Genomic DNA, 19,618 nt, shown 5'->3' on the forward strand with positions numbered 1-19,618 from the left:
AAGCCATGCCTCAGCGAGCCGCCACAGAGAGCCGGCTCAGCGCTAGCTAGGACGGGATGCAATGGCATGGAGCGCAGCAAGATATGGGCTTAGGCCAAGTAGCGCTGTTGCTGGGATGGAAAGCTCACCAGCCGCCCGGCTTATTTTCAGTCCGCAGCTCTTACCGCTGAGCTACCCAGTCTACCTTTGTTAGTCTATGTCATGCCATGTCACACCACCACAGCTTGCTCTAGCGCACGTTGACCTGAGGCGCCGCTATGCCAACAGCAGGCATTGCTCTCATCGCATGGCCCTCAGCAACGCATCTGTAGCAGGCGACCATCGCAGCTGTGGCACTGGTTAGCGCAAACAACTTGGTGAGAACCAAACTCCCCAAATAAACGCACCAAATTGAGTAGGGGAATAGCTAAGCGGGTCAAAGGCTCCGGAGCTACCGGATAACGAAGGTTCAAATCCTTCTTCCCCTGACTGCATAAGATGCCAACATTGCTGCCAAGAACAGGTACCATAGGACTAGAGCGCAGGATATCTCGCCATTGCGGCATCAGGGTCGGCCTTATGGAGTGTGGGCGCTATGCTGACGTAGAGAGCTACATCGACATAGCGAAAAAAGTGCGCCACGAAGATGTGCACCTGCTGAACACCCTGTGTAGCCCAGTAAATAGCATCGAGCTAATCCTGGCGCTGGCTTCTAGCGTGACGCTAGTGCTGCCCTACTTAGCTTATGGCAGGCAGAAAAAGCATGCACAAGGAACCAGGGCTACGCTATCAACAAGGTGCATTGCGTCAGTGCTATCACGCTCCATAGTGGCAATGGACCTCCACTCAAGCAATAGGCACTTCTTCGATGTGCCCACACAGCCCCTGAGCATGCGTCATGCCTCGTACCTGCTATCGCCAGGGGGCACACGCAGCATAGCAAGAGTATCACCAGACGCAGGTTTTGCAATGGGTGTAGTAACTGACACAAACCACCACGAACCGCGCGACCTAGGCCCAAGTGCTAGGGTACTTGCCTCAGCCTGCGTAAAAGCAAGCGCCATAGGAGCTCGCTTACCATTCAGGCTGACGTGTTAACGTACGTAGCCATAGATCGTGCGCGTATCGGCACCGTGCCCTCAAGAAGGGGCAGACGCCAAGGGTACACGCCGTGCAGGCTGAGTATTTACGGAGCCACCTTTGCGGTGGCCATAAGGGATACAGAGGCACAAGACATGGTGCGCAGCGCACTAGACAGATCGTCAGCGCATGCTGCGCTATCTCTACGCAGGCACGATATCCTTGTGCACGTAGAGTCCATCCGCAGGCACTGCGTTAGCTCGTGCCTGCTATGCCTTGACCTGATAGCCATCGACCCGCCTGCAATGCCTCTGGCCTATAGCGAGACGCGCAGCGAGGGCAGTGCTGCAGCGCGTTGGCCGATAGGCTCACCCTGCGCGCAGACCTGTGACTCATAGCCCATAGCCCTACTTCCCCACGCCGAACCTTTAGAACATGCAGCGAAGCTCGAATCTACCGCCCCCATGCCGAGCATGCAGCCAACCCTGCGCTGAACCTCGGCCAGCCTCAGGTTGCTATATCTGTGCACGTTCAGTACAAGCCAGCATACGGCGCACGATCTAACCACATCACACACCAGGAAAGGACCTCATGCCCGCCTAGCGTGCAGCGCACGCTAGGCCTCCGAGCGCTGCGCTGCAATGGCCTGGCAATGCGCCTTATTCCCCACTCCCTGTGCTGAGACGTACAGCGCACGTGGCTAGTATGCTCATGCGAACCCCAAGTCAACCTTGGGCACCACGCGACCAATTACCAATACCCAGTAGGCGCACGAGGCAACCACCTGGGGTGCAGAGCGCGCCTGTTATGCCAACAGCCCTGCCGACGCTTAGCTCGTCCACGTGCCCAAGCGCCCCATGCTGGCCAGCAGTTTGCGCCCAGCCCTGACCATCGCGCCAAAGGCGTGCATGCTTGCCCGGATCGAGCGTTGTCCAGGCTACATGCGATGCCAAGGAAGCAGAGCGCAACACCCATAGCGTTCATCAGCTCAGACTTGCCTACGTTGGGCGCGCCAACTAGCACTACAGCGCCATCCTCTGCGGTAGCCCCCCTCTATTATGGCAAACCTCACTGCGATCGCAAAGGAGGCAGCCACGCCAGGGCGTACACCCATCAATGCCCGGCACCCCTTGCGTTGGCGCTCTGCACCATGCGTTCGCTATGCCGTGCATCTCAGAGAGCATGCTCCTTATGCTGCCAACAACAATCTCAGCCCCATGACCGAGTCTGATTGCAGTGCGTCCATCTTGCCGTTTCGCAGAGCTATGAGCGTAAACTCACCAGCCTCGGCTCTTCTTGCTCCGACGGCCTCCCCAACGCGTAGCATGCACCTAACGCCCACCCTGTACCGGTATTCCGATCCTTGGAACTCCACAATGGACTCTCAGGTTACGAGCACGGCGCCTGAATAGAATCGCCAGGCCTTGCGAGCGGCATGATCTTGCATGCCGTGAACCCTAACCAGTAGACAACCCTGGGACCATTGTGCTCAGGCTGAATAGGTGGAGCGTAATGGGGCCAACCATACCAGCATCGTGCACGTCGCCTCAGCTCCTATGACAACGAGACCCATCAGCATGCGCTGCGGATGGGTCTGCTTATCATGGCCGAAAGCGATGCACGCCTGGAGCGCAGCATGCGCTCCCTGATGTCCAATGCCAGCTCAATTAAAAGACCCGCGCCACTAGCTAGCGCTATGCACTGCGCTGCGCGGCACAGCACGCAGCTCGCTTGAGCAGCGCCCAGGTTTGCCCTTAGAAGCCATGCTGCCGTGCGCCGTATGCGGTTCCTTGCACAAGCGCAGCGCACGTGTCGCTTGTGCACAACTACGCCCCGCCGCTCACAGCAATAGGCAATGGTGACATACTGAGCCCGCTCGCCGCGCAGTGCGCAGGCTGCACCGACAACTGCTACGTAGCAGCGCAGTTGTCCTATGCCGCAAGCCTGGCTCGCCCCTTCCGGATTCGGCGCATCACTATGCAACGCCCTGTCCTTGACCCCATCCTTGCCATGAAGCCTAGTTTACGCTTACGCCTAACCTTAGACGGGTGGTATGTAATGCCCATGCTGCCATGACTTCAGGTAGGAGGGCGCTGCTTCGATCGTTGCGCTAGTCGAAGCAGGTGCGCACAAGGGGCAGGACGTGACGGTGGGACACGGGGGCAGAGTGCCCAGCTAGCATTACGCTCAGCCTATCCGTGCCCACGTAAAAGCTAACCAGGTACGGGCAAGCGTCGGTGAGAACATCCCGCAACGTGTCAGCGTTGAACATTAGCTCCGATCCAAGCATGCCGTAGTTCAGTCCTGCCGGAACGATTACCTCCTCCATCTTCTCACGCACAGTGTTTGCCGCCCTGACCAGAAGTAACCCTGGCGCAACCAGTATGCTGAGGTCCCTTATTCTATCCTCCATGAGTATAGTCGCACGCCTCAGGATGGACTCCAGCCTGAGGCGGCCTAGGCAGAAAGCGTAAACGTACCTGCGCGCTAAGACGAAGCCAGCATCCATTGAATTGGCATCGGACAGCCTGCATGCAACCTCCGTCTGGCCGAAAGCGATGCCCAGAACGCCGCCCAGCCTGTAAAAGCGCGCAATGCCGCAGTGTCCTAACAGCCTAGCTACCGAGCGCGCGGTGTATACTGGCACCACAGCGCTCTCGTTGCTCCCGCCGCCGTCCCTGCATGGCGCAGCAGCGCATGACATCCTAGAACCATCGAACGAGGCGCATAGCGCCAGCCCTCTGCTTATCGACAGGTGCACATCGGGAGGCTCGCTGCCGAAATCGCTCCAGCTAATTGGCTGGCATGCAGCCAGGAGGATCGCCCTGAGATCCATCACTGCCAAAGATGCAACGTGCGCAAGGCGCGAGCATGGCGCAAGGTCGCAGTGCACATCAGGCACCGAAGTCCTGATGTGAAAGCACGCATCTCCGGTGAACACGGTAATGTACCCATCTCTTGCAACGAGGGACAGGTACTTTGTACTAACTGACCTTACTACCTCAACCAGCAGCCTCAGCTGAACCACCGCAGGGTCAATGGTAGTAAGTGTGTGGCCATAGATGCCCATGCTAACTTGCATGCAAGCGCCATGGGTTGTGAAGTACACAACTGCGCCACGCTTAGACACGCAAACAGTGCACGTTCCGTCCAAGGAGCCACGCGGCCGTACGCCAAGCACGTGCTGCAACAAACTGTTTAAACTATGTCCTGGTGCTATCAAAAACGCCCGCGCGCTATCCATCCCCCCTCGGGTGTGTTGTTGTTACTTCTCAGCAATGTACCAGGCACTGGTAGGGCCGTTGCCTTGCCCGTGTGGCTGTACAAACCCGCACCGCACATGCAGCACACGCGTCAGAATGCTTGCCATTGATGTGTTCACGCATTGCGACAAGGCGCGTGCCAATGTTAGCATCGTTGGCATAACTGCCTCGCGCTACCTTAACGCCGTTCATCTTTACTCCAATCGGCCGGCTAACGCGCTTTCGTACCGCGCACCTGACATACGAACAGCCGGGGCAATGGTCGTGCTGTGCACGGCGTTTGCAGCCAGCCTCAGTATCCGTGATCGCACTGACTCCTTCGACAGGTGCGCGGTACCATGGCATGACGTACTACGTACAGCGCACAACTACACGGCGCTATAGGGGTGCACATTCTGTGAGCGCGAGTTTACGCTGTGCTGGCGACGAGGGACATGGCGGCGCAGGTACATACCAACTCCTGACGTTTATATGCGCATCAGCGAAGAGTGTGCCGAATTGCAGGACGGCCAGCAAGGCCGTTGGTGGCACATGCACAAGAAGTCGCCGATTCCCAGCACAATATAATCGCTGCAGCTGCGTAAGGCTCTCAGTAGGAGCCACCCCAAGCGTTGTGCTTACTGCTGTAGGCATGGGCAAGTGATTCTGGAGTATACCCTCTAACGTGCTTCAGCAGTAGGGGGCTGCGTAACCTGCGAACCTTCCATCGTCGATTATGGTCCTGCCTCGATAGCGCCAAAATGTTCTTGCCAGCACTTGCGTGCACCCAATTGCGCAGACCAATCACTTACATCGAGAGCTACTTTTTTTCCTAGCGCCGTAGCTCGCGATGTCATTGTACACCCCGACGACAGCAACAACAGCGGAATAAGGAGGCTCCTGAGGGCTATCCAGGTAGATGAGCGCTAAGTTGCATGCTACGGCGCTAGTCTACCGGCGTACTAGCGGGTGCAGATTGCATGCTGGTTGTTCCACACGCTAGACGCAATGATGGCGCTAAAGCACCTTAGCACTCGCGCTAAGGTGCCTGTCCAACATGGTGCATGCGTCTGTAATAGACGCACAGAGCATTGTTTCGGACATGTAGCCGAAGCCTGCGGCCAAGGATGCAGTGTGCCATGCTTGGCATGCTCTTCCTGAGCCACCATACTGCACGTCAATACCCTGGTGGTATGCTGCAGCTCCCCGCGGTCAACCTGTGCAAAGGAATGACGCACACAGAGCTGTCCATTGCGGCGAGCTAAGCTCAATAACTCGCCGGCTCACCCATAGCATCCGCCGCCCGCAGTATGCAAGCACGCCTTCCCTAGTGCCCTGTAGAAGCGACGCAGCAGCACGACGATGGGCAATAGCATGCTGCCCGTCATGTAGTGCGAAACCGGCATAGTTCTTCGCTTACCAGCACGCTGGTACAGAATGCGCATGCACATCCCCAGCCACTCCAGTCTGCGCGCCTTAGGCCAATGGCCGTGAGCCAGAGTTGAAGTAATAGTGCGTAGTAAGTACTGTGCTCCTCTATCGAGGCATTCGGTATAGGTGATAGCAATGCAGGTGCCACAGAGGCCTGTTCATGCGCTGCGCCCGAGCAATGCTGGTGGTTAGCTGCTTTGCTGCGCAGTCACTAGGCATGCAGTTGCACTGTGTGCACAGTGCAATTGCCTTGGCGCAGTCTAGCTCCCCCCGGTTGAGCCAGCGTGGACTGCGCCTTGCTCGTCTTATACCATGAAGGTACATCCTCCAGCATGCTGCGCGTTGGGGTTTCTCATTATTCTACACGAGAGGTTGTACGTCAGGTACCTACGATTACGAGGTCTGCCCTCGCACCTGAAGCTAAGCAGTCTGCCACCTTTAGGTCTAGGTTGGAGCACACCCTACGAGTGCTATGGATGCCAGGCTACGGATAGACCTCTAGCGCAACGACCGGCAGACTGTACTCCTGACTATGTGCACAGTTCTCGCACCATGCCCGCATCAGTACTCCACAAAGACACACATGATGTCTTCTATGACCGCTGCCGAAACCAGAAAGAACTGGGACAGCCAACGCAATGGTCTATGCGCTGACAGCATTTGGTGCACTATGCTAACATAACACTCGACACGGCATGTCAGGTCGCCGCTTCATGTGGCTGATCTGAGCTGTAGTACCCTATATGCTCCCATCAGGTAATGCTGCCTTACCTCATTGCACCACAAGTCCAAAATGTGACAGTGCATGCCGTATGGCATGACAGCTTTTCTTCTACCCCACCCTCTGACTCCGACATTTGCTTCCTTGCTAGCGAGCTCCTAACGGCGCAATGGGCGCTGTGGAGCAAAATCCACCATTAACCATGGAGTTAATATGGTCAGCAGCGCCCTGCAATTCCTATCCCACCATTCTGAATTGTCCCTTGACAGCGCTCGATTCCTCGAAGCGCTCAGGTTCAGGCCAACACACGCCACAACTAACCCTTCTCTCATCCTTAGCGCATGCAAGAATTCGGAGTACAACGAGCTAGTCAACGATACAATTAGCCTACATAGAAACGAAGGCTACCGCAACATTGCTGACCATATTAAACTTCGGTTCTGCACCGAAATGCTCGACAGAATACCAGGTATGGTATCTGTTGAAATCGATGCTAGCTGTGCTTTTAACGTGGACGCTAGCCTTGCTCACGCTAGGCGCATTGTGCAACTGTGCAGGCGAACAGACGTTCGCGACCGAATCTTAGTAAAAATCCCTGCAACTTGGCAGGGAGTGCAAGCTGCCGCTGCCCTCCGTGCGGAAGGCATACAGTGCAACATGACTCTCGTTTTCTCCATGCTACAGGCACTGGTTTGTGCTCGAAACGGTGCCTTCCTAATATCTCCATTCGTTGGTCGGATCTCTGATCTAATGCCAGCCATGCAGGGTCGTTCTGCAACTCAAGACCAGGGCGTTGCTCTCGCTCTCAGAATCTACTCACGGCTTAGGCAGGAAGGACATGCAACAAGGGTCATGGCTGCAAGTTTCAGGTGCGAGCAGCAGGTCATTATGGCTTCAGCGTGTGGTATGGTCACAGTAGGCGAGCACATCATGCTTAGGCTTGCTGCTCTGCGCGCTTCTGCCATGCCTAAGCCATGCCCGCAATTCAGCGAAGCTATGCAGCACTGCCCTACTCCGCGCGACGAGCATAGCTTCGCACATGCTTTAGTGCAGAACTGCACGGCATGGCTAGAGCTAAAGCACGGCATCGAGGCGTTTGCCTGCAACGAAACGCAGCTAGAGCTGCTCATAGCGAGACGCCTGCCATAGCGCCCCACACTCGCTATTGCGGGCAAGCTAAGCCCTAGCTGCAGCGATGCTTGCAATTCAATGCAGGCATGGAAGCCTGCTTTGCTGTTACTACTTAGCTCTGCTAGCGCCATAGCATGCAGCACGTACAGCGATGCCCTGAGCATAAATAGAGCCCTTCTTAAAGCGCCCACCTTCACTGTGAGAATGGCAGCAAGCCTAAGCGAGCTTGCACTTCCAGCACTACCAAGTAATGCCACACGGGATGCTTGTGTTATAGCAATGGTGCACTGGGCAAAGCTGCTTACGCTGGCTACCATGGCATACAGCTAGCTGGCACTATGGCGCACTGCGGCATCTTTACCATCCCCCATATTTCCTTGCATTGCTCTGCGCTAGCACACCTTAGAAGCGCGACCCTATACAGGCCAGGCGGTGCTACAGGGAGCATGCCATCCAGAACCCTTGCAATGCTGAGGCGCATATTACAAGGCAAAATACAGAATGCGTGCCATTGGCACCTGCAGCAGGCTAACATGCAGCGCAACACGGCGCACGCCCTGCGTCTGCAGCCCATGCCGCCTGCGCACTCCAACAGGCGGTGTGCGTGCATGCTTTGGCCTTACGTTTCCTGCAATCCAGGCTGGGCATGGAGCTACACTCTTGTTGATGTACCATTCCCGCTGCGCGCAGCTTGTGTTAGTGTCATTGCGCCGGTAATTGTACGAGCCAGGGCGCCTGTGTGTTTTGCAGTGAAGAGCAGCCCTAGGCATTGCGCAGGCTGCCGTGGGCGGCAGCAATGGCGAAATGTTTGCATGCATCCCAATAAGCATGCGCAATGCCTATGCGAGCAATGCGTACTGCATTGCAGGTGCCGAGATACTATGTCTGCAACGCAGTACGTTCTGGCTGGTTGCAGCTCCAACCGTAGTGCCGTTGGCACTAAGGCGCGGTAGAACGGCCCTAGCCCCCCCTTGCATATCGTACAGCCCATTGCCTATAGAGCACAGTCACACGCACCTTCGACAGCACCTGTTGCGAAGTGAAGTAGAGTAGTTGACCTGTGCTCTATAACAACCACGTCATCTCCCATCATAAAGACGGCATGGTCTCCTACTACGCCGCCCCAGCGTAATGAGAATACGCTGACCCCATGTTGCGTGGATGCAACGCAATGTCGGAGCGGCAATCGCAGTGCCGGATGGAACGTACCGCTTGTGCTTGTGACTGTGTGCACCTCGACAATCCCGAAGTCGTAGCCTGCGTATAGCCTTGCTGCATACTCGCATGCTAAATAGCGTAACACCAAGGCTAGTGTTTTGCTGACATAAGGATTCTTCTTTGTGCGCAGTTTGTGCATATGAGGCCGAGCACGGGCAAAGCCCCGTAGTGCCTATGACCATGCTACTGCGTAGTGCTTCAGTCGCACCGCAGGTATAGCATAGTGCACCGTGGGCGGCTGAAGTCCACCACTGCATCGGAGGCCCCGAGAGCACGGGCCGAGGCATGGCGTGCGAGTATAGCACAAGTCCCAGGCGCCATGCGCCTGCACTCACCGGACATAGCTAGCGGTGCCACTAGCCTGGCATGTTAGTGCCGCCCAAGTATCGTCCTGATTAGGGCGCCCATACGACCAGCACAGCCAGCGAGCTACAGAAGTACGTATTGCGCGCACGGGCTGTGCTGTGCCTGGCCTAGGCGCATAGAATGCCGGATGCCTCATTGCGCTCCGATACGAGCTCTGCTATCGTAGCGCGCAGCATATCATGTGCAGAGCCGTCGAACTCGATGCCCTGGACCACATCGTACGATCCCATGCCAATGCACCGCACCGGCACTCCGAACACTATGCCGTCAGGCACCCCGTACCCTCCTGTTGATGGCACAGCCATAGCGGTCCACTCACGCTCCGTGCCGTTTATCCAGTCCCTCATGTGCTCGACTGCAGCCACTGCAGCTGAGAGGGAGGAAGAGGAGCCCCTAAGGCCTATCACCTCTGCCCCCCTGGCCCTAACGTGCGACACTAGGCCTGTGCAGCACACAGAGTCGTGCTGCACAGGCAAACCTCCTACGGTAATGTTCCTCAGGTCGGGGAAAACGGTAGTGGAGTGATTGCCCCACACGGCGAGCCTGTCCACAAGCCTTGGGCTTACATTGTGGCAGGACGCCACGTACTGCAGCGCCCTGTTGTAGTCTAGCCTCAGTAGCCCAGTTACGTTCTCCCGCTGGATGTTGGGCGCATACCTAGCCAAGACGTAGGCGTTTGTGTTAACAGGGTTGCCCACTACAAGCAGCTTAGCATCGCAACTGCCTACGTCCCTCATTGCCTGTCCGTGCTCCATGAATATTGCGGCGTTACGGGCCAGCAAGTCGCGCCGCTCCATTCCTGCGCGCCTTGGTGCAGCTCCTACGATAAACACCGCATCTGCATCGCAGAATGCTGCCCTAGGATCAGTGGTGACATCTACGCGCGCAAGGAGCGGCGAAGCACAGTCCTCAAGCTCCATGCGCATGGACACAAGCCTAGGCTTGTGGGGCTCTAGGTCCATTAGTACAATGTGCACAGGCACGCCATCACCATACAGCTCACCCCTGGCTATGTGCGCTGATATGGAGTACCCTATGCTACCAGCCGCCCCTGTGATTGCCACTACCCTACGTCGTGCCATGTCAGTGGCGAGCTGCTCCCGATGCGCGTGCATCGGGCCTACTGCTAAGCAAACTTTACACTACACGGCGGGGCTCAGCGCAAGCCCCCCGACGCTAGCTGGATGCGCACTGCGGGACATGGTTACGGTGCGCGCCGTGTGCCAAAAGTCGCTGCACGAATGCAGGCATGATAGCGTGGAAACTGTATGACAAGCCTATGGAACGCGCATACCATCCGCTGTACGACGATGGCCAACCCTCCTGTACATTGACCAACACTTTATACACGAGGTAACGTCGCCCCAGGCATTTGGCCTACTTAGCCGGGAGGGGCTGGACGTGCCATCGGCACGTCTTCCATAGCCATGCAGGACCACAACTTTCCTACGGACGCAATGCGCATGCGCCGCGTATTGCCATGCGGCCATGTAGCCAGGCTGCACAGCATCTGCGAGATGCACTGCATCAGGTCCTCCCCGGTGCACGGCATGCGCCAGGGCATAGTGCACGTGGCTGGACCTTCGCAGGGCGCAACGCTTCCATCTTGCAGCGTGGCTTGCGGGGACTCCCACACCACACGGCGCGCTTGGCACACTGGCGCAGGGCATAGGAACGTCTGACGTGGCAAAATGTCCTCCTAGCACGGTCGATTCGCAAGAAGAGGAATTGAAGCCTGCTCATCTCGCTGGAAGGCCGGCTGAGACCAGGGTGCTGCGCAAGGACGTAGCGTTACACATGGCGTCGATGGTAGGAGCAGGCTGCGGGTGCAGGTTACTGCATGGAGCTAGGCGGAGGATCAATTGGTCGCATGCCGCTAGAGGGTAGAATGTCAGTGTGCAACATGTCCATGAAGCAGGCGCCAGGTTCAGCCTATCTGGCGCAGACAACCCCATGCTAAACTACATGCACGGCAGGGGGGTGTGCTCCTACATTGCCGAGCGCGCCATGCAAGATGCCTATGGATGTCGTGCGCTGGCCCAGCATAGCCGGATGGTTGCTATGCTCGCAGATCCGCATCGAGCCACAGATAACCCTGTCTTCCTCAGTTATAGATCGGGTGCAAGACCCCCTAGCCCTACCCGACCCCAGGGATAGGAGCGAGGCAGAGGCTTCGCTCGACTACATGTCACTCGAGCCAGGCATGCAAGGGGCATGCCTGGGGGTCTACTTCGTCTTCATAGGGTCGTGCACAACCCGCGCAGAGGACATAAGGATGGCAGCGCTGGTTGTGAGCAGACTTGGCGGCAGGGTGCATAGGAAGATCAGGGGCGACATTGTTGTCCCAGGCTCCATGGCATCTAAGGAACAGCTTGAGAGGGAGGGGGTTGGTGGCATACTGACAAGGGCTGGCTTCGAGTGGCGGTAGCCTGGGACAACAATGTGTATAGCAATGAACTCAGACCAGCCTGGCGTACCGTGAGAGTTGCGTGTCAAAGTCCAACCGGAGCTGCGAGTGCAGAAAAGGGACCTATGAGCCGGACGCCACGTGGCAAGACCAGCAACGGCAGCGAGCGCTGCCATTACTGGATCCGTCTGCGATGCAAGCTCCCTCGCTTGGTCGTAGCATGAGGCAGGCACAGCATAGGGGCATTGCAATGCCTTTAATGAGAGACAACATTGACACGGCCGTCATAATACCGAAGCAGTTCCTTTCGTTCTCAGGTAGGGAAGGACTAGGGGAGGTACCTGTTCAACGAGTGGAGGAGGTGCAACAGGGTTCGGGGGGCATCCCATGGCGCAGCAAGGGAACGGTGCTGCTCTCAGGCGCAAACTTCGGGTGTGGCAGCTCTAGGGAGCACGCTGTGTGGGCCTATCACGGCACGGGTAGGCTGCCATAGTGGCATCAAGCTTCGCTGAGATATTCCACCTGAACTGCATCAGTTACGGCATCCTACCATACCACTAGGCAGCCATCTTGCGTCAGAGCAGCCCTGATATCAGGCTGCGCAGCTAGGCGGTGCGTCCATGTTGACCTCGTAGGCGCCAGGGTGGTGTTCTGCTCAGGGCTGAAGTCATCTTTCGGCATGCAGGCGTTCTACCGGATGGCACTTGCGCGAGGTTTAAGCGCCTCGCGCATGATTCTTGCTAACATCAGTGACATACTGGAGCACGAGGCTGCTAAAAACTCCCATCAGTACACCCTTGCTGCGTTGATAAGGGCAGGGCGATGAGGATTACCGCGATCACGGGCGATGGCATAGGGCCGGAGGTAATGCGCTCGGCGCTTAGGGTGCTATCCTTCTTAGGCGGACGCTAGCTGAAGGTTTACGTGGCACATGCGGGCAAAACTGCCCATGCTGCCTTGGCTAGAGGGGTTAACCAGCTCTTGCTAGCAGTGCCTGCATCCCCGCAACCGTCACTCGCACAACGGCGCGAGCTAAGCTGAGATGCAGGGCGCCTTGAGCGCAGGTTACATGGCGACATATATGACGTTTCGTTTGATCGACCTTGGTTGCCGCAATACGCCGCTGCGCAATGCCATACGGCCAGCGCAGCGCAACGTCACGGAGCGCATGGGGCCTACGGGCTATCGCACGGAGCGCGCAGTGTGCTTAGGCCTGGTTGGGGTCGAACCAACTGCCGCTACCACGACAGGGTAGGCGTTCTACCGCTGAGCTACAGCCCAGCGCAGCACGATGGCAACATTGGCCGGCGTGCCCTCTTTAGCACCCTCGCCTCTATCTGCCTAACACGCTCTCTAGTTATGCCGAACCTCCTGCCTATGTCGCCTAGCGTGAGCCGTGCTCCGACCCATGCACCAAGCCTCAGCCTCAGGATTGACGCCTCCCGGACAGTCATTGCTGCTACGCTTCCTACGTTGCGTGCACCGCTTGCATTCGCTCCAGCAGGCGCTCTGCGCTTGGCGTGCACCTCTCCCATACAAGCCACCAGGTCAGCCACGGCACCATGCATAGAACGGGCCCCATGGTATGCCGAGAGCGCGAGCAGAGCGCTAGATGCATCGTGTGCAGGTATGCCAAGCTCGCGAGCAACGAGAGAAGGGGTGGGCCTATTTCCGTTGCGATAAATGAGGCTTGCTGCTACCATTCTGATTCTGCAAAGCATGCCATAAAGGGCTGGTGGGATTCGACCATTCCACTGGCGCGCTAGGGCTGTGCGCACGACGTGCTGCCTAACCCACCAAGAAGCGTATGTCTTGAACTGACAGCCTCCCTTGCACCTGTACCTGTCTAACGCCCTCACTAGCCCCACAACCCCCTCCTGGATCAAGTCGCCAAGTCGCATACTCCTGGATGCGTGCCTTCTGGCTATGCACCTTACCAGCTCCATGTGCAGCGAGACTGCCTCGTCCTTTAGGTATCTGGCCCTGGTGCCGATGGTGTTAACCACTGCGCAAACGGTAGCAGCAGAGCAATGGTTGCAGGTGAGAGAGTGCGCGGCGTACTTAGGCCTCAGCGCACTCTCTAGCATAGCAACTGCGCGTGGGGCTAGCTTGAAAGCGGTGATACGGGAGCCTATGCGCCAAAGTCTGCACGCCTGACCCATCCCCGAAGCCTGTGGCGCAATGCGGTCGTGCAGAGCGCTGGCTATGCAGCGCAGCCTCGAAAGCACTGAGCTCCATGCTAGCTCATGCCTAGGTGCAGGGCAGTACAGCTCTGGTCGCACTGTGCCTGCGCTGAGGCCTTCAATGCAATAGTGTGCGCTTGAACTTCCCCGAGCCACGGCGTATGCCGAAGCGCGCAATGCTAGCAGCACGGACCCTGGATGCGCAAGGGCCACGCGGAGCGCGCACGTCGTAAGGCCTCTCAGGACCGACGGTGAACATGGCCTCCGCGCGCAGGTGGGGCGTGGCGCGCTATGCGCCCTGCGTGCCATGATGCACGCAGGGCTGGGTACAGGAAGCCTGGCTGGGCTATCGCGCAGAGCGCCGCCTAATGCTCCTCTTGATCGCCGCAGCGAGCTTCCTCTTTCTCCTTGCGGTTGGCTTTTCGTAAGCCGCCCTGCGCCGTAGCTCAGACTGCATTCCGCTCCTCTCGGCCAAGCGCCTGAACCGCCTTAGCGCAGCCTCGAACGGCTCAGTGTCTCTAACAACTACTGTGCTCATTCATATAACCTAATGATTGTTTGCGCACCACGCCTGCACCATAGGCCTGCGGTGCAGTCGTTCTTAAGCTGCTGACGCTGGGCGTGGAGAGGTCATTCTACGACTCGTGCATGACGTTCCGCGACTCGCAGCTAGGGCTGGTGTCTAGCTCGTCCTCACGCCATAGCTCCATGCCACTGCGCCATGGCTGCGTTGTGCCAGAGCTTGCCGCCCAGTCCCACCTTCACCAAGCAAACAGCAGGCAATCCACTGCGGTTTGCTTCAGCGTGCTCGTGCAGACTTCAATAACATCAGCTGCTTGCACCGTGAGCCCAGGCCTTGGGGCAGCAGTGGAGTTAAGCCTTAGCCGAGCGCTAGCGCTATCGTCACTGCTAAAACGCAGGTGCAGTGCTGTAGATCATACAGCGGCGCACGTTGCAGCGATAGGATGGGCAATGGCTGCTATTGTTGCCTCAGGATACACGACGCGCGTCATTGGAGGCATTGGCGCGCAAGGCGGCAGCGCTACGCTGCTACCTCAGCTCGACGATGCCATGGGGGAGTGCATCGACAAGGCGGCACGGGCAATTAAGCCCAACCTTGCCATGCACGGCAGCCTGGCGTACATGGCAGAGGCTGCATGATGGCTGTGTTCACGGCGCTCCCACGCTCGGCCATAGGAAGGTGCGTGCATGAGTTCGGTCAGGGTGGTGTCAGGAGCATCCGGGGGACTGTGCTGGGCTCCGAGAACAGCAACTTCTACGTGCACACCTTGGAGCGGCGGCTGGTCGCAACGGTGCTAGAAGCTAGCTCGGTTGCTGCGCCAAGCTTCAGCGCGTGCCTGGCTTATGCGCTGTGCCTGAACGGGCTACCTACGCCCGCGCCATGCTGTTGCAAGAATGCACCGTTGTGCGCAACAGTGGGTGGCATGATATTAGTAGCAGGTGCTAACCTGGTTGGCAGAGTTGCGATACGTGCCGGCCAGGCCGCAGCCTCACGCGCAGCCGGCACGCTTGGAGTGTTGCACTTGGCATGCATTGGGTGTATGTACTACTGCCCTCATTTACATGGAGAGGCCTGGGTGCGGGCTAGCGCCAGGCTGGCCGCTGTGCACTCGCCGCTAGGCTCGCAGCATGCGCTCGAGCACGAGACGTCGCTCCTTGCACGCCTAGTGCTATCGCCGGGGTACGATAGGCTGCCTCGGGGTCTGTGCCACTACGACCTCTTCCAAGACAACGTATCACTGGTGGCACCGAGTCGTACTGCCAGGGAGAGGCTAAGCGGGTGCTTCGACTTCCACTTTGCAGGCTGCGGGCAGCTGGTCATGGATGCAGCCATACTGTCCGAGGCTTGGCGTGCGCACGGCGCAGGCCGAGAGCGCTGGTACATGGCAAGGGCTGCTCTCCATGCTTACCAGACGCTGCGACCTCTGGCTAGGCGCGAGCGTTCTTGCATAATTGAGGCGCTAAGGGCTGCATCCATAAGGTTCTGGACGTCGAGGCTGTGTGGCTACTATAGGCACAGGGTCGCAGGCATTCGCAGCCTGCATGAGCCAAGGGCCTTCAGGCCCGCGTGGCACGTGCGCATGCTGCGAGCCAGTGGATAAGCGTGGCACATGAGCCATGTGTGCTGAAAGTCTAGAACTATCGACCTGCGCAGCGTAAGGACGCAGCTCTGCAGCTTCGCTAAGCACCAGATGGTGTATAGGCATGCGCCCTAGGTGCATGCTATATGGGGCGTGGGTATAGCATGAACGGACCCCTCATAGCACGGACGACGCGCTCGTCAAGCAGTATGCCATCGGTGCTGCCATGGGCAATTGGCACCTCGTACATGGCGTCGACGAGTAAGTGCTCCATAATAGCCCTCAGGCCCCGTGCTCCTATGCCTAGCAACATGCCCCTGTGCGCTATGCGCCTGAGTCCGGATGCAGATATTGCAAGACAGGCGCTTTCGAGGCCGAGTAGCGCACTGTACTGCCATAGTAGCGCGGAGCTAGGCTCTACCATGATCCTCACGAGTTCGTCCTCAGTAAGCTCCTGAAGCACCTCAACCACTGGAAGCCTGCCCACAAGCTCCGGTATGAGGCCGTGCTTGATGAGCTCTCGTGCCGTCATGGGCCTTCGCGCTCTCATTGCAATCGGCCTTGTGAAGCCTACGCAGCCCGGTGGTGTGGACATGGAGGAAGCCCTGGTCGCAGCCTCGAACGAGCCGCCGCATATGAACAGTATGTCGGTGGTGTCCAGGTGTATGTAGTCTGCATCGGGGAACCTCTTGCCGCCAAGGCATGGAACTACTGCGACTGTGCCGTCCAGGATCTTAAGGAGCGCCTGCTGCACGCCCTCGCCTGAGATGTCGCGCGTTGCCATGGTGCTTCCTTGCTTCCTGGAGATCTTATCGATCTCGTCAATGTACACAATGCCCCTCTGCGCCATGTCCACATCAAAATCACTACTGTGCAGGAGCCTTAGCAGTATGCCCTCTACATCCTCTCCAACATACCCAGCCTCCGTTAGGGTGGTGGCATCGGCGACCGCGAAGGGCACCCTTAGAAACCTGGCCATTGTCTGCGCTATGAGTGTCTTGCCTGCCCCTGTTGGGCCTACCAGCAATATGTTGCTCTTTGATATGCCGTGGCGCTCATTGCAGCCACCATAGGCTTCGATGCGCTTGTAGTGGTTGTACACTGCGACCGATATGATGCGCTTTATCCTATCCTGCCCAACAACATGTCGGTCCAGCTCAGCCAAGATTGCATCGGGGCGAGGATGGCACGGCGTGCGCATCCTTGTCTCAGCAGCTTGCGCTAGGATGCAGCCTGCCTTTATACACCCCGAGCATATGGTTGCTGCCTTGCTTGCAAGCATAGTGCCATCTGGAGTAAGCCTGCCACCACAGAACGAGCATGCACTCACAGCCCTGTCATTGCTGCACACTGCTATCCACCCAGGACAAAGTCCACTATGCCATAGGCCCTAGCCTCATGGCTCGACATGAAGTAGTCCCTATCGGTATCAGTTGTTATCCTGGACACGCTCTGTCCGGTGTTTATAGCCAGGAGCTGGTTTAGGTGCTCCTTCTGCGTGAGGATCTCCCGGGCATGTATCTCTAAATCCGATGCCTGTCCCTGCATGCCGCCCAGGGGCTGGTGTATCATTATGCGCGAGTTAGACAGTGCGTAACGCTTACCCCGAGCACCTCCTGCAAGTAGAAAGGCAGCCATGCTGGCCGCACGCCCTACGCACAGCGTGGAAACGCACGGCCTGACATGCCGCATGGTGTCATAAATACACATGCCGGACGATATGTACCCACCTGGGCTGTTTATGTACAGGTGTATGTCCCTGCTCGGATCTTCGCTTTCCAGTAAAAGGAGCTGAGCAACCACTACGCTGGATAGGTTGTCGTTAATCTCGCCAGTGAGAAAGATTATCCTCTCCTTAAGTAAGCGTGAGAAAATGTCGACGCTCCGTTCGCCGGAGCGCGTGCTCTCCGTAACTATGGGTATGGTTATAGACCTAGTAATCATCGCCAGCCCCATTTGCGTTGGTGGTAATGGGCGCGGCTGCCTTCCATAAGGCGTCGCCATCACCCTTGCCCGGCATGTGCCCTCTACGCTGCGCGCAGCACCTAGCATCAGCGCACGAAATGCAGCGCACTTTCAGCTGCATGTGAGCACAACCAATCCCCTGCTACGTCGAAGCGTGCGAACACACTGCCTGGAGGAGCGCATAACCAAGCGAAGCTATATTGGAACTTACGGCGCTGCATCGTAGGAATGGCCAGGATCATAAGCAAGGTCCCCAGGGGTGAAAGGGTCGGAGTGGCATTCTCAGGCGGGCTGGATACCTGCGCCACCTTGTGCTGGATAAGGCGCGAGGGCGCTGTGCCATATGCTTACTTGGCAGATACAGGCCAACCTGACGAACCAGACCTAAACTGCATGGCAGAAAGGGCCATCCCATTCGGAGCAGAGAGGTCAGTGCTGGTAGACTGCAGGGAGCACCTTGCTTGCGCCGGAGTAAATGCAGTGCGCTGCGGCGCCTTTCATATTAGCACCGCAGGCTCTTACTACCTCAACACCACACCCATAAGCCGCGCCATCATAGGGGTTGCCATATCTGCGCGCATGGAGCATGATGGCATCCACATTTGGTGCGATGGAAGTACTCATAAAGGCAACGACATACAGCGCTTTCACATCTACAGCTCACTGTGGCACCCTGGACTTAGGGTCTACAAGCCTTGGCTCGACACTGGCTTCGTCGGATCCATGGGAAGCAGGGACATGCTCGAGGGTTTCGTATCGTCGTGCGGGCTGGCCTGGGGCGTACGTCAGGCGCTCCCATACTCAATGGACGCAAGCCTCCTCGGCATCAGCTACGAGGGCAAGACCATTGAGAGGCTAGACTCGGGCCCGTGCGACGTAAGGCCGAGCACACCAAGCCGTAAGGGCACAGTACCGCGCACCAGGCGCCTGACGCTAACGCTAAACGAGGGATGGCCTATAGGACTTGATGGCAAGCCCTATGCTAGCACTGCTGAGCTGCTACAGGACCTAAACCGCCTAGGTGGATCGTACTGCATCGGCATGAGCGACCAGGTAGAGGATAGGATCCTGTGCTTCAAGAGCAGGGGCGTGTACGAGGCGCCAGGGTTGACCATCCTCTACGCCGCGTACGAGAGGCTGCTAACATGCGCGCATGACGCTCGCGCCATAGCCTACTACAGGCGCTGCGGTTCGTGCCTGGGGCGTTACTTATACGCCGGCAGGTGGTTTAGCCCTTCTGCCATGATGCTACGAGACTCCATGGAGCGCTGGATCGCACGCTTCGCAACAGGGGACGTTACGCTGACGCTACGCAGGGAGGCTCCACACATTCCTGTGGACACGTTCTCAATAGCCCTGGCCTATGCTTCTGACGTTGCTACCATGGACGGCGCAACTCCGTCGCTACGACCATGGGATAGGGCAGGGCAGCTCAACGTGGCTGACCACGGAGCCTGCGTAAACGCATGCACAGTGGTAAGATATGGGCTCCTGGGAATCCTGGAGCTAACTTGCACAGGTGTGCCCACTATGCCCCTCGCATAGGCTGAAATGGTGGATGAGAGCCAACGGCTATGGTAACCAAGCTTCGAGTTTTGCGCAATAGACAGCTCTGCCACCTTTACCTCACGGCGCTCCGGGCATCCACTGCGCGCCGTAACGCTTTTGTTCGGGCACTGCTGCTAGCTTGTTACGCCAGACGCACCAGGGGCACTACACTAACGACTGGCAGGATTTTAACCCACGGCCTCCTAGTCTGTACCTAGGTGCTCTTCCAACTGAGCTACAGTCGC

At 57.7% G+C, this 19,618-nt stretch carries 16 protein-coding genes, 3 tRNA genes and 1 pseudogene; 9 read left to right on the forward strand and 11 right to left on the reverse strand.

Features of this window, described 5'->3' with window-relative positions; translation table 11 throughout:
* Positions 1 to 396 precede the first annotated feature (396 nt).
* A tRNA-OTHER gene (locus BC380_RS00170) sits at positions 397 to 467 on the forward strand.
* A gap of 10 nt (positions 468 to 477) precedes the next feature.
* On the forward strand, positions 478 to 1,077 hold the full coding sequence (locus BC380_RS01115) for a ribose-phosphate pyrophosphokinase-like domain-containing protein (protein ID WP_075047630.1): 600 nt from the start codon (positions 478 to 480) through the stop codon (positions 1,075 to 1,077).
* A 732-nt stretch (positions 1,078 to 1,809) separates the two neighbouring features.
* Here the strand turns inward: BC380_RS01115 and BC380_RS01120 are convergent.
* The 3 genes and pseudogenes from BC380_RS01120 to BC380_RS00200 form a co-directional block, all read right to left on the reverse strand.
* Positions 1,810 to 2,085 (reverse strand): annotated as a pseudogene (locus BC380_RS01120) (hypothetical protein); the annotation flags it as partial.
* Positions 2,086 to 2,990: 905 nt separating this feature from the next.
* Entirely contained in the window at positions 2,991 to 3,125 is a 135-nt protein-coding gene (rpmH, locus tag BC380_RS00195; protein WP_075047634.1) for a 50S ribosomal protein L34, read from the reverse strand.
* A gap of 44 nt (positions 3,126 to 3,169) precedes the next feature.
* Positions 3,170 to 4,129, reverse strand: coding sequence for a beta clamp domain-containing protein (locus tag BC380_RS00200; RefSeq protein ID WP_187148768.1), 960 nt, complete (start codon positions 4,127 to 4,129; stop codon positions 3,170 to 3,172).
* Between the two features lie 2,537 nt (positions 4,130 to 6,666).
* Here BC380_RS00200 and BC380_RS01125 point away from each other — a divergent pair.
* Positions 6,667 to 7,602 carry a transaldolase family protein gene (locus tag BC380_RS01125; RefSeq protein ID WP_075047639.1) on the forward strand — a complete coding sequence of 312 codons (936 nt, stop codon included), beginning with the start codon at positions 6,667 to 6,669 and terminating at the stop codon, positions 7,600 to 7,602.
* A 976-nt stretch (positions 7,603 to 8,578) separates the two neighbouring features.
* Here the strand turns inward: BC380_RS01125 and BC380_RS01130 are convergent.
* Positions 8,579 to 8,941: a dihydrodipicolinate reductase C-terminal domain-containing protein gene (locus BC380_RS01130; protein ID WP_075047642.1), complete on the reverse strand. Its 363-nt coding sequence runs from the start codon at positions 8,939 to 8,941 to the stop codon at positions 8,579 to 8,581.
* Between the two features lie 334 nt (positions 8,942 to 9,275).
* The gene (locus BC380_RS00245; RefSeq protein ID WP_075047669.1) at positions 9,276 to 10,250 is read right to left on the reverse strand and encodes a malate dehydrogenase; all 975 of its coding nucleotides are present in this window, start codon (positions 10,248 to 10,250) and stop codon (positions 9,276 to 9,278) included.
* A 381-nt stretch (positions 10,251 to 10,631) separates the two neighbouring features.
* Between BC380_RS00245 and BC380_RS01135 the strand changes: the two genes are divergently transcribed.
* The 3 genes from BC380_RS01135 to BC380_RS01140 all read left to right on the forward strand — a co-directional run bounded on the left by BC380_RS01135 (position 10,632) and on the right by BC380_RS01140 (position 12,068).
* The gene (locus BC380_RS01135; protein ID WP_478210199.1) at positions 10,632 to 10,850 is read left to right on the forward strand and encodes an aconitase family protein; all 219 of its coding nucleotides are present in this window, start codon (positions 10,632 to 10,634) and stop codon (positions 10,848 to 10,850) included.
* A 338-nt stretch (positions 10,851 to 11,188) separates the two neighbouring features.
* Positions 11,189 to 11,596, forward strand: coding sequence for an aconitase family protein (locus BC380_RS01005; RefSeq protein ID WP_187148770.1), 408 nt, complete (start codon positions 11,189 to 11,191; stop codon positions 11,594 to 11,596).
* Positions 11,597 to 11,795: 199 nt separating this feature from the next.
* Positions 11,796 to 12,068, forward strand: coding sequence for a 3-isopropylmalate dehydratase small subunit (locus BC380_RS01140; protein ID WP_420885277.1), 273 nt, complete (start codon positions 11,796 to 11,798; stop codon positions 12,066 to 12,068).
* A 714-nt stretch (positions 12,069 to 12,782) separates the two neighbouring features.
* Here BC380_RS01140 and BC380_RS00260 read toward each other — a convergent pair.
* From BC380_RS00260 to rpsU, 3 genes are all read right to left on the reverse strand, one after another.
* Positions 12,783 to 12,856, reverse strand: a tRNA-Asp gene (locus BC380_RS00260).
* Positions 12,847 to 14,067 (reverse strand): sigma-70 family RNA polymerase sigma factor, encoded by a 1,221-nt coding sequence (locus tag BC380_RS01145; protein WP_075047645.1) that lies wholly within the window; start codon positions 14,065 to 14,067, stop codon positions 12,847 to 12,849. Before BC380_RS01145 ends, BC380_RS00260 begins: the two co-directional genes overlap by 10 nt.
* A 37-nt stretch (positions 14,068 to 14,104) precedes the next feature.
* Complete coding sequence (rpsU, locus tag BC380_RS00270) at positions 14,105 to 14,296, reverse strand: 30S ribosomal protein S21 (protein WP_075047646.1); 192 nt, start codon at positions 14,294 to 14,296, stop codon at positions 14,105 to 14,107.
* A gap of 170 nt (positions 14,297 to 14,466) precedes the next feature.
* Between rpsU and BC380_RS00275 the strand changes: the two genes are divergently transcribed.
* Together BC380_RS00275 and BC380_RS01150 are read left to right on the forward strand one after the other, a co-directional pair.
* Positions 14,467 to 14,919, forward strand: coding sequence for a hypothetical protein (locus BC380_RS00275; RefSeq protein ID WP_245634860.1), 453 nt, complete (start codon positions 14,467 to 14,469; stop codon positions 14,917 to 14,919).
* Positions 14,919 to 15,881, forward strand: a complete 963-nt coding sequence (locus BC380_RS01150) for a homoserine kinase (protein ID WP_420885280.1) — start codon at positions 14,919 to 14,921, stop codon at positions 15,879 to 15,881. Before BC380_RS00275 ends, BC380_RS01150 begins: the two co-directional genes overlap by 1 nt.
* Before the next feature lie 121 nt (positions 15,882 to 16,002).
* Here BC380_RS01150 and clpX read toward each other — a convergent pair whose 3' ends face one another.
* Positions 16,003 to 17,211 carry an ATP-dependent Clp protease ATP-binding subunit ClpX gene (gene clpX / locus BC380_RS00285; protein WP_075047649.1) on the reverse strand — a complete coding sequence of 403 codons (1,209 nt, stop codon included), beginning with the start codon at positions 17,209 to 17,211 and terminating at the stop codon, positions 16,003 to 16,005.
* 2 nt (positions 17,212 to 17,213) lie between these two features.
* Positions 17,214 to 17,816 carry an ATP-dependent Clp protease proteolytic subunit gene (locus tag BC380_RS00290; RefSeq protein WP_245634862.1) on the reverse strand — a complete coding sequence of 201 codons (603 nt, stop codon included), beginning with the start codon at positions 17,814 to 17,816 and terminating at the stop codon, positions 17,214 to 17,216.
* 237 nt (positions 17,817 to 18,053) lie between these two features.
* Between BC380_RS00290 and argG the strand changes: the two genes are divergently transcribed.
* Complete coding sequence (gene argG / locus BC380_RS01155; protein ID WP_075047650.1) at positions 18,054 to 19,370, forward strand: argininosuccinate synthase; 1,317 nt, start codon at positions 18,054 to 18,056, stop codon at positions 19,368 to 19,370.
* A gap of 175 nt (positions 19,371 to 19,545) precedes the next feature.
* On the opposite strand, the gene BC380_RS00300 is transcribed toward argG, so the two are convergent.
* Positions 19,546 to 19,618: transfer RNA gene (locus BC380_RS00300), tRNA-Cys, on the reverse strand.

The organism is Candidatus Tremblayella princeps (assembly GCF_900080145.1).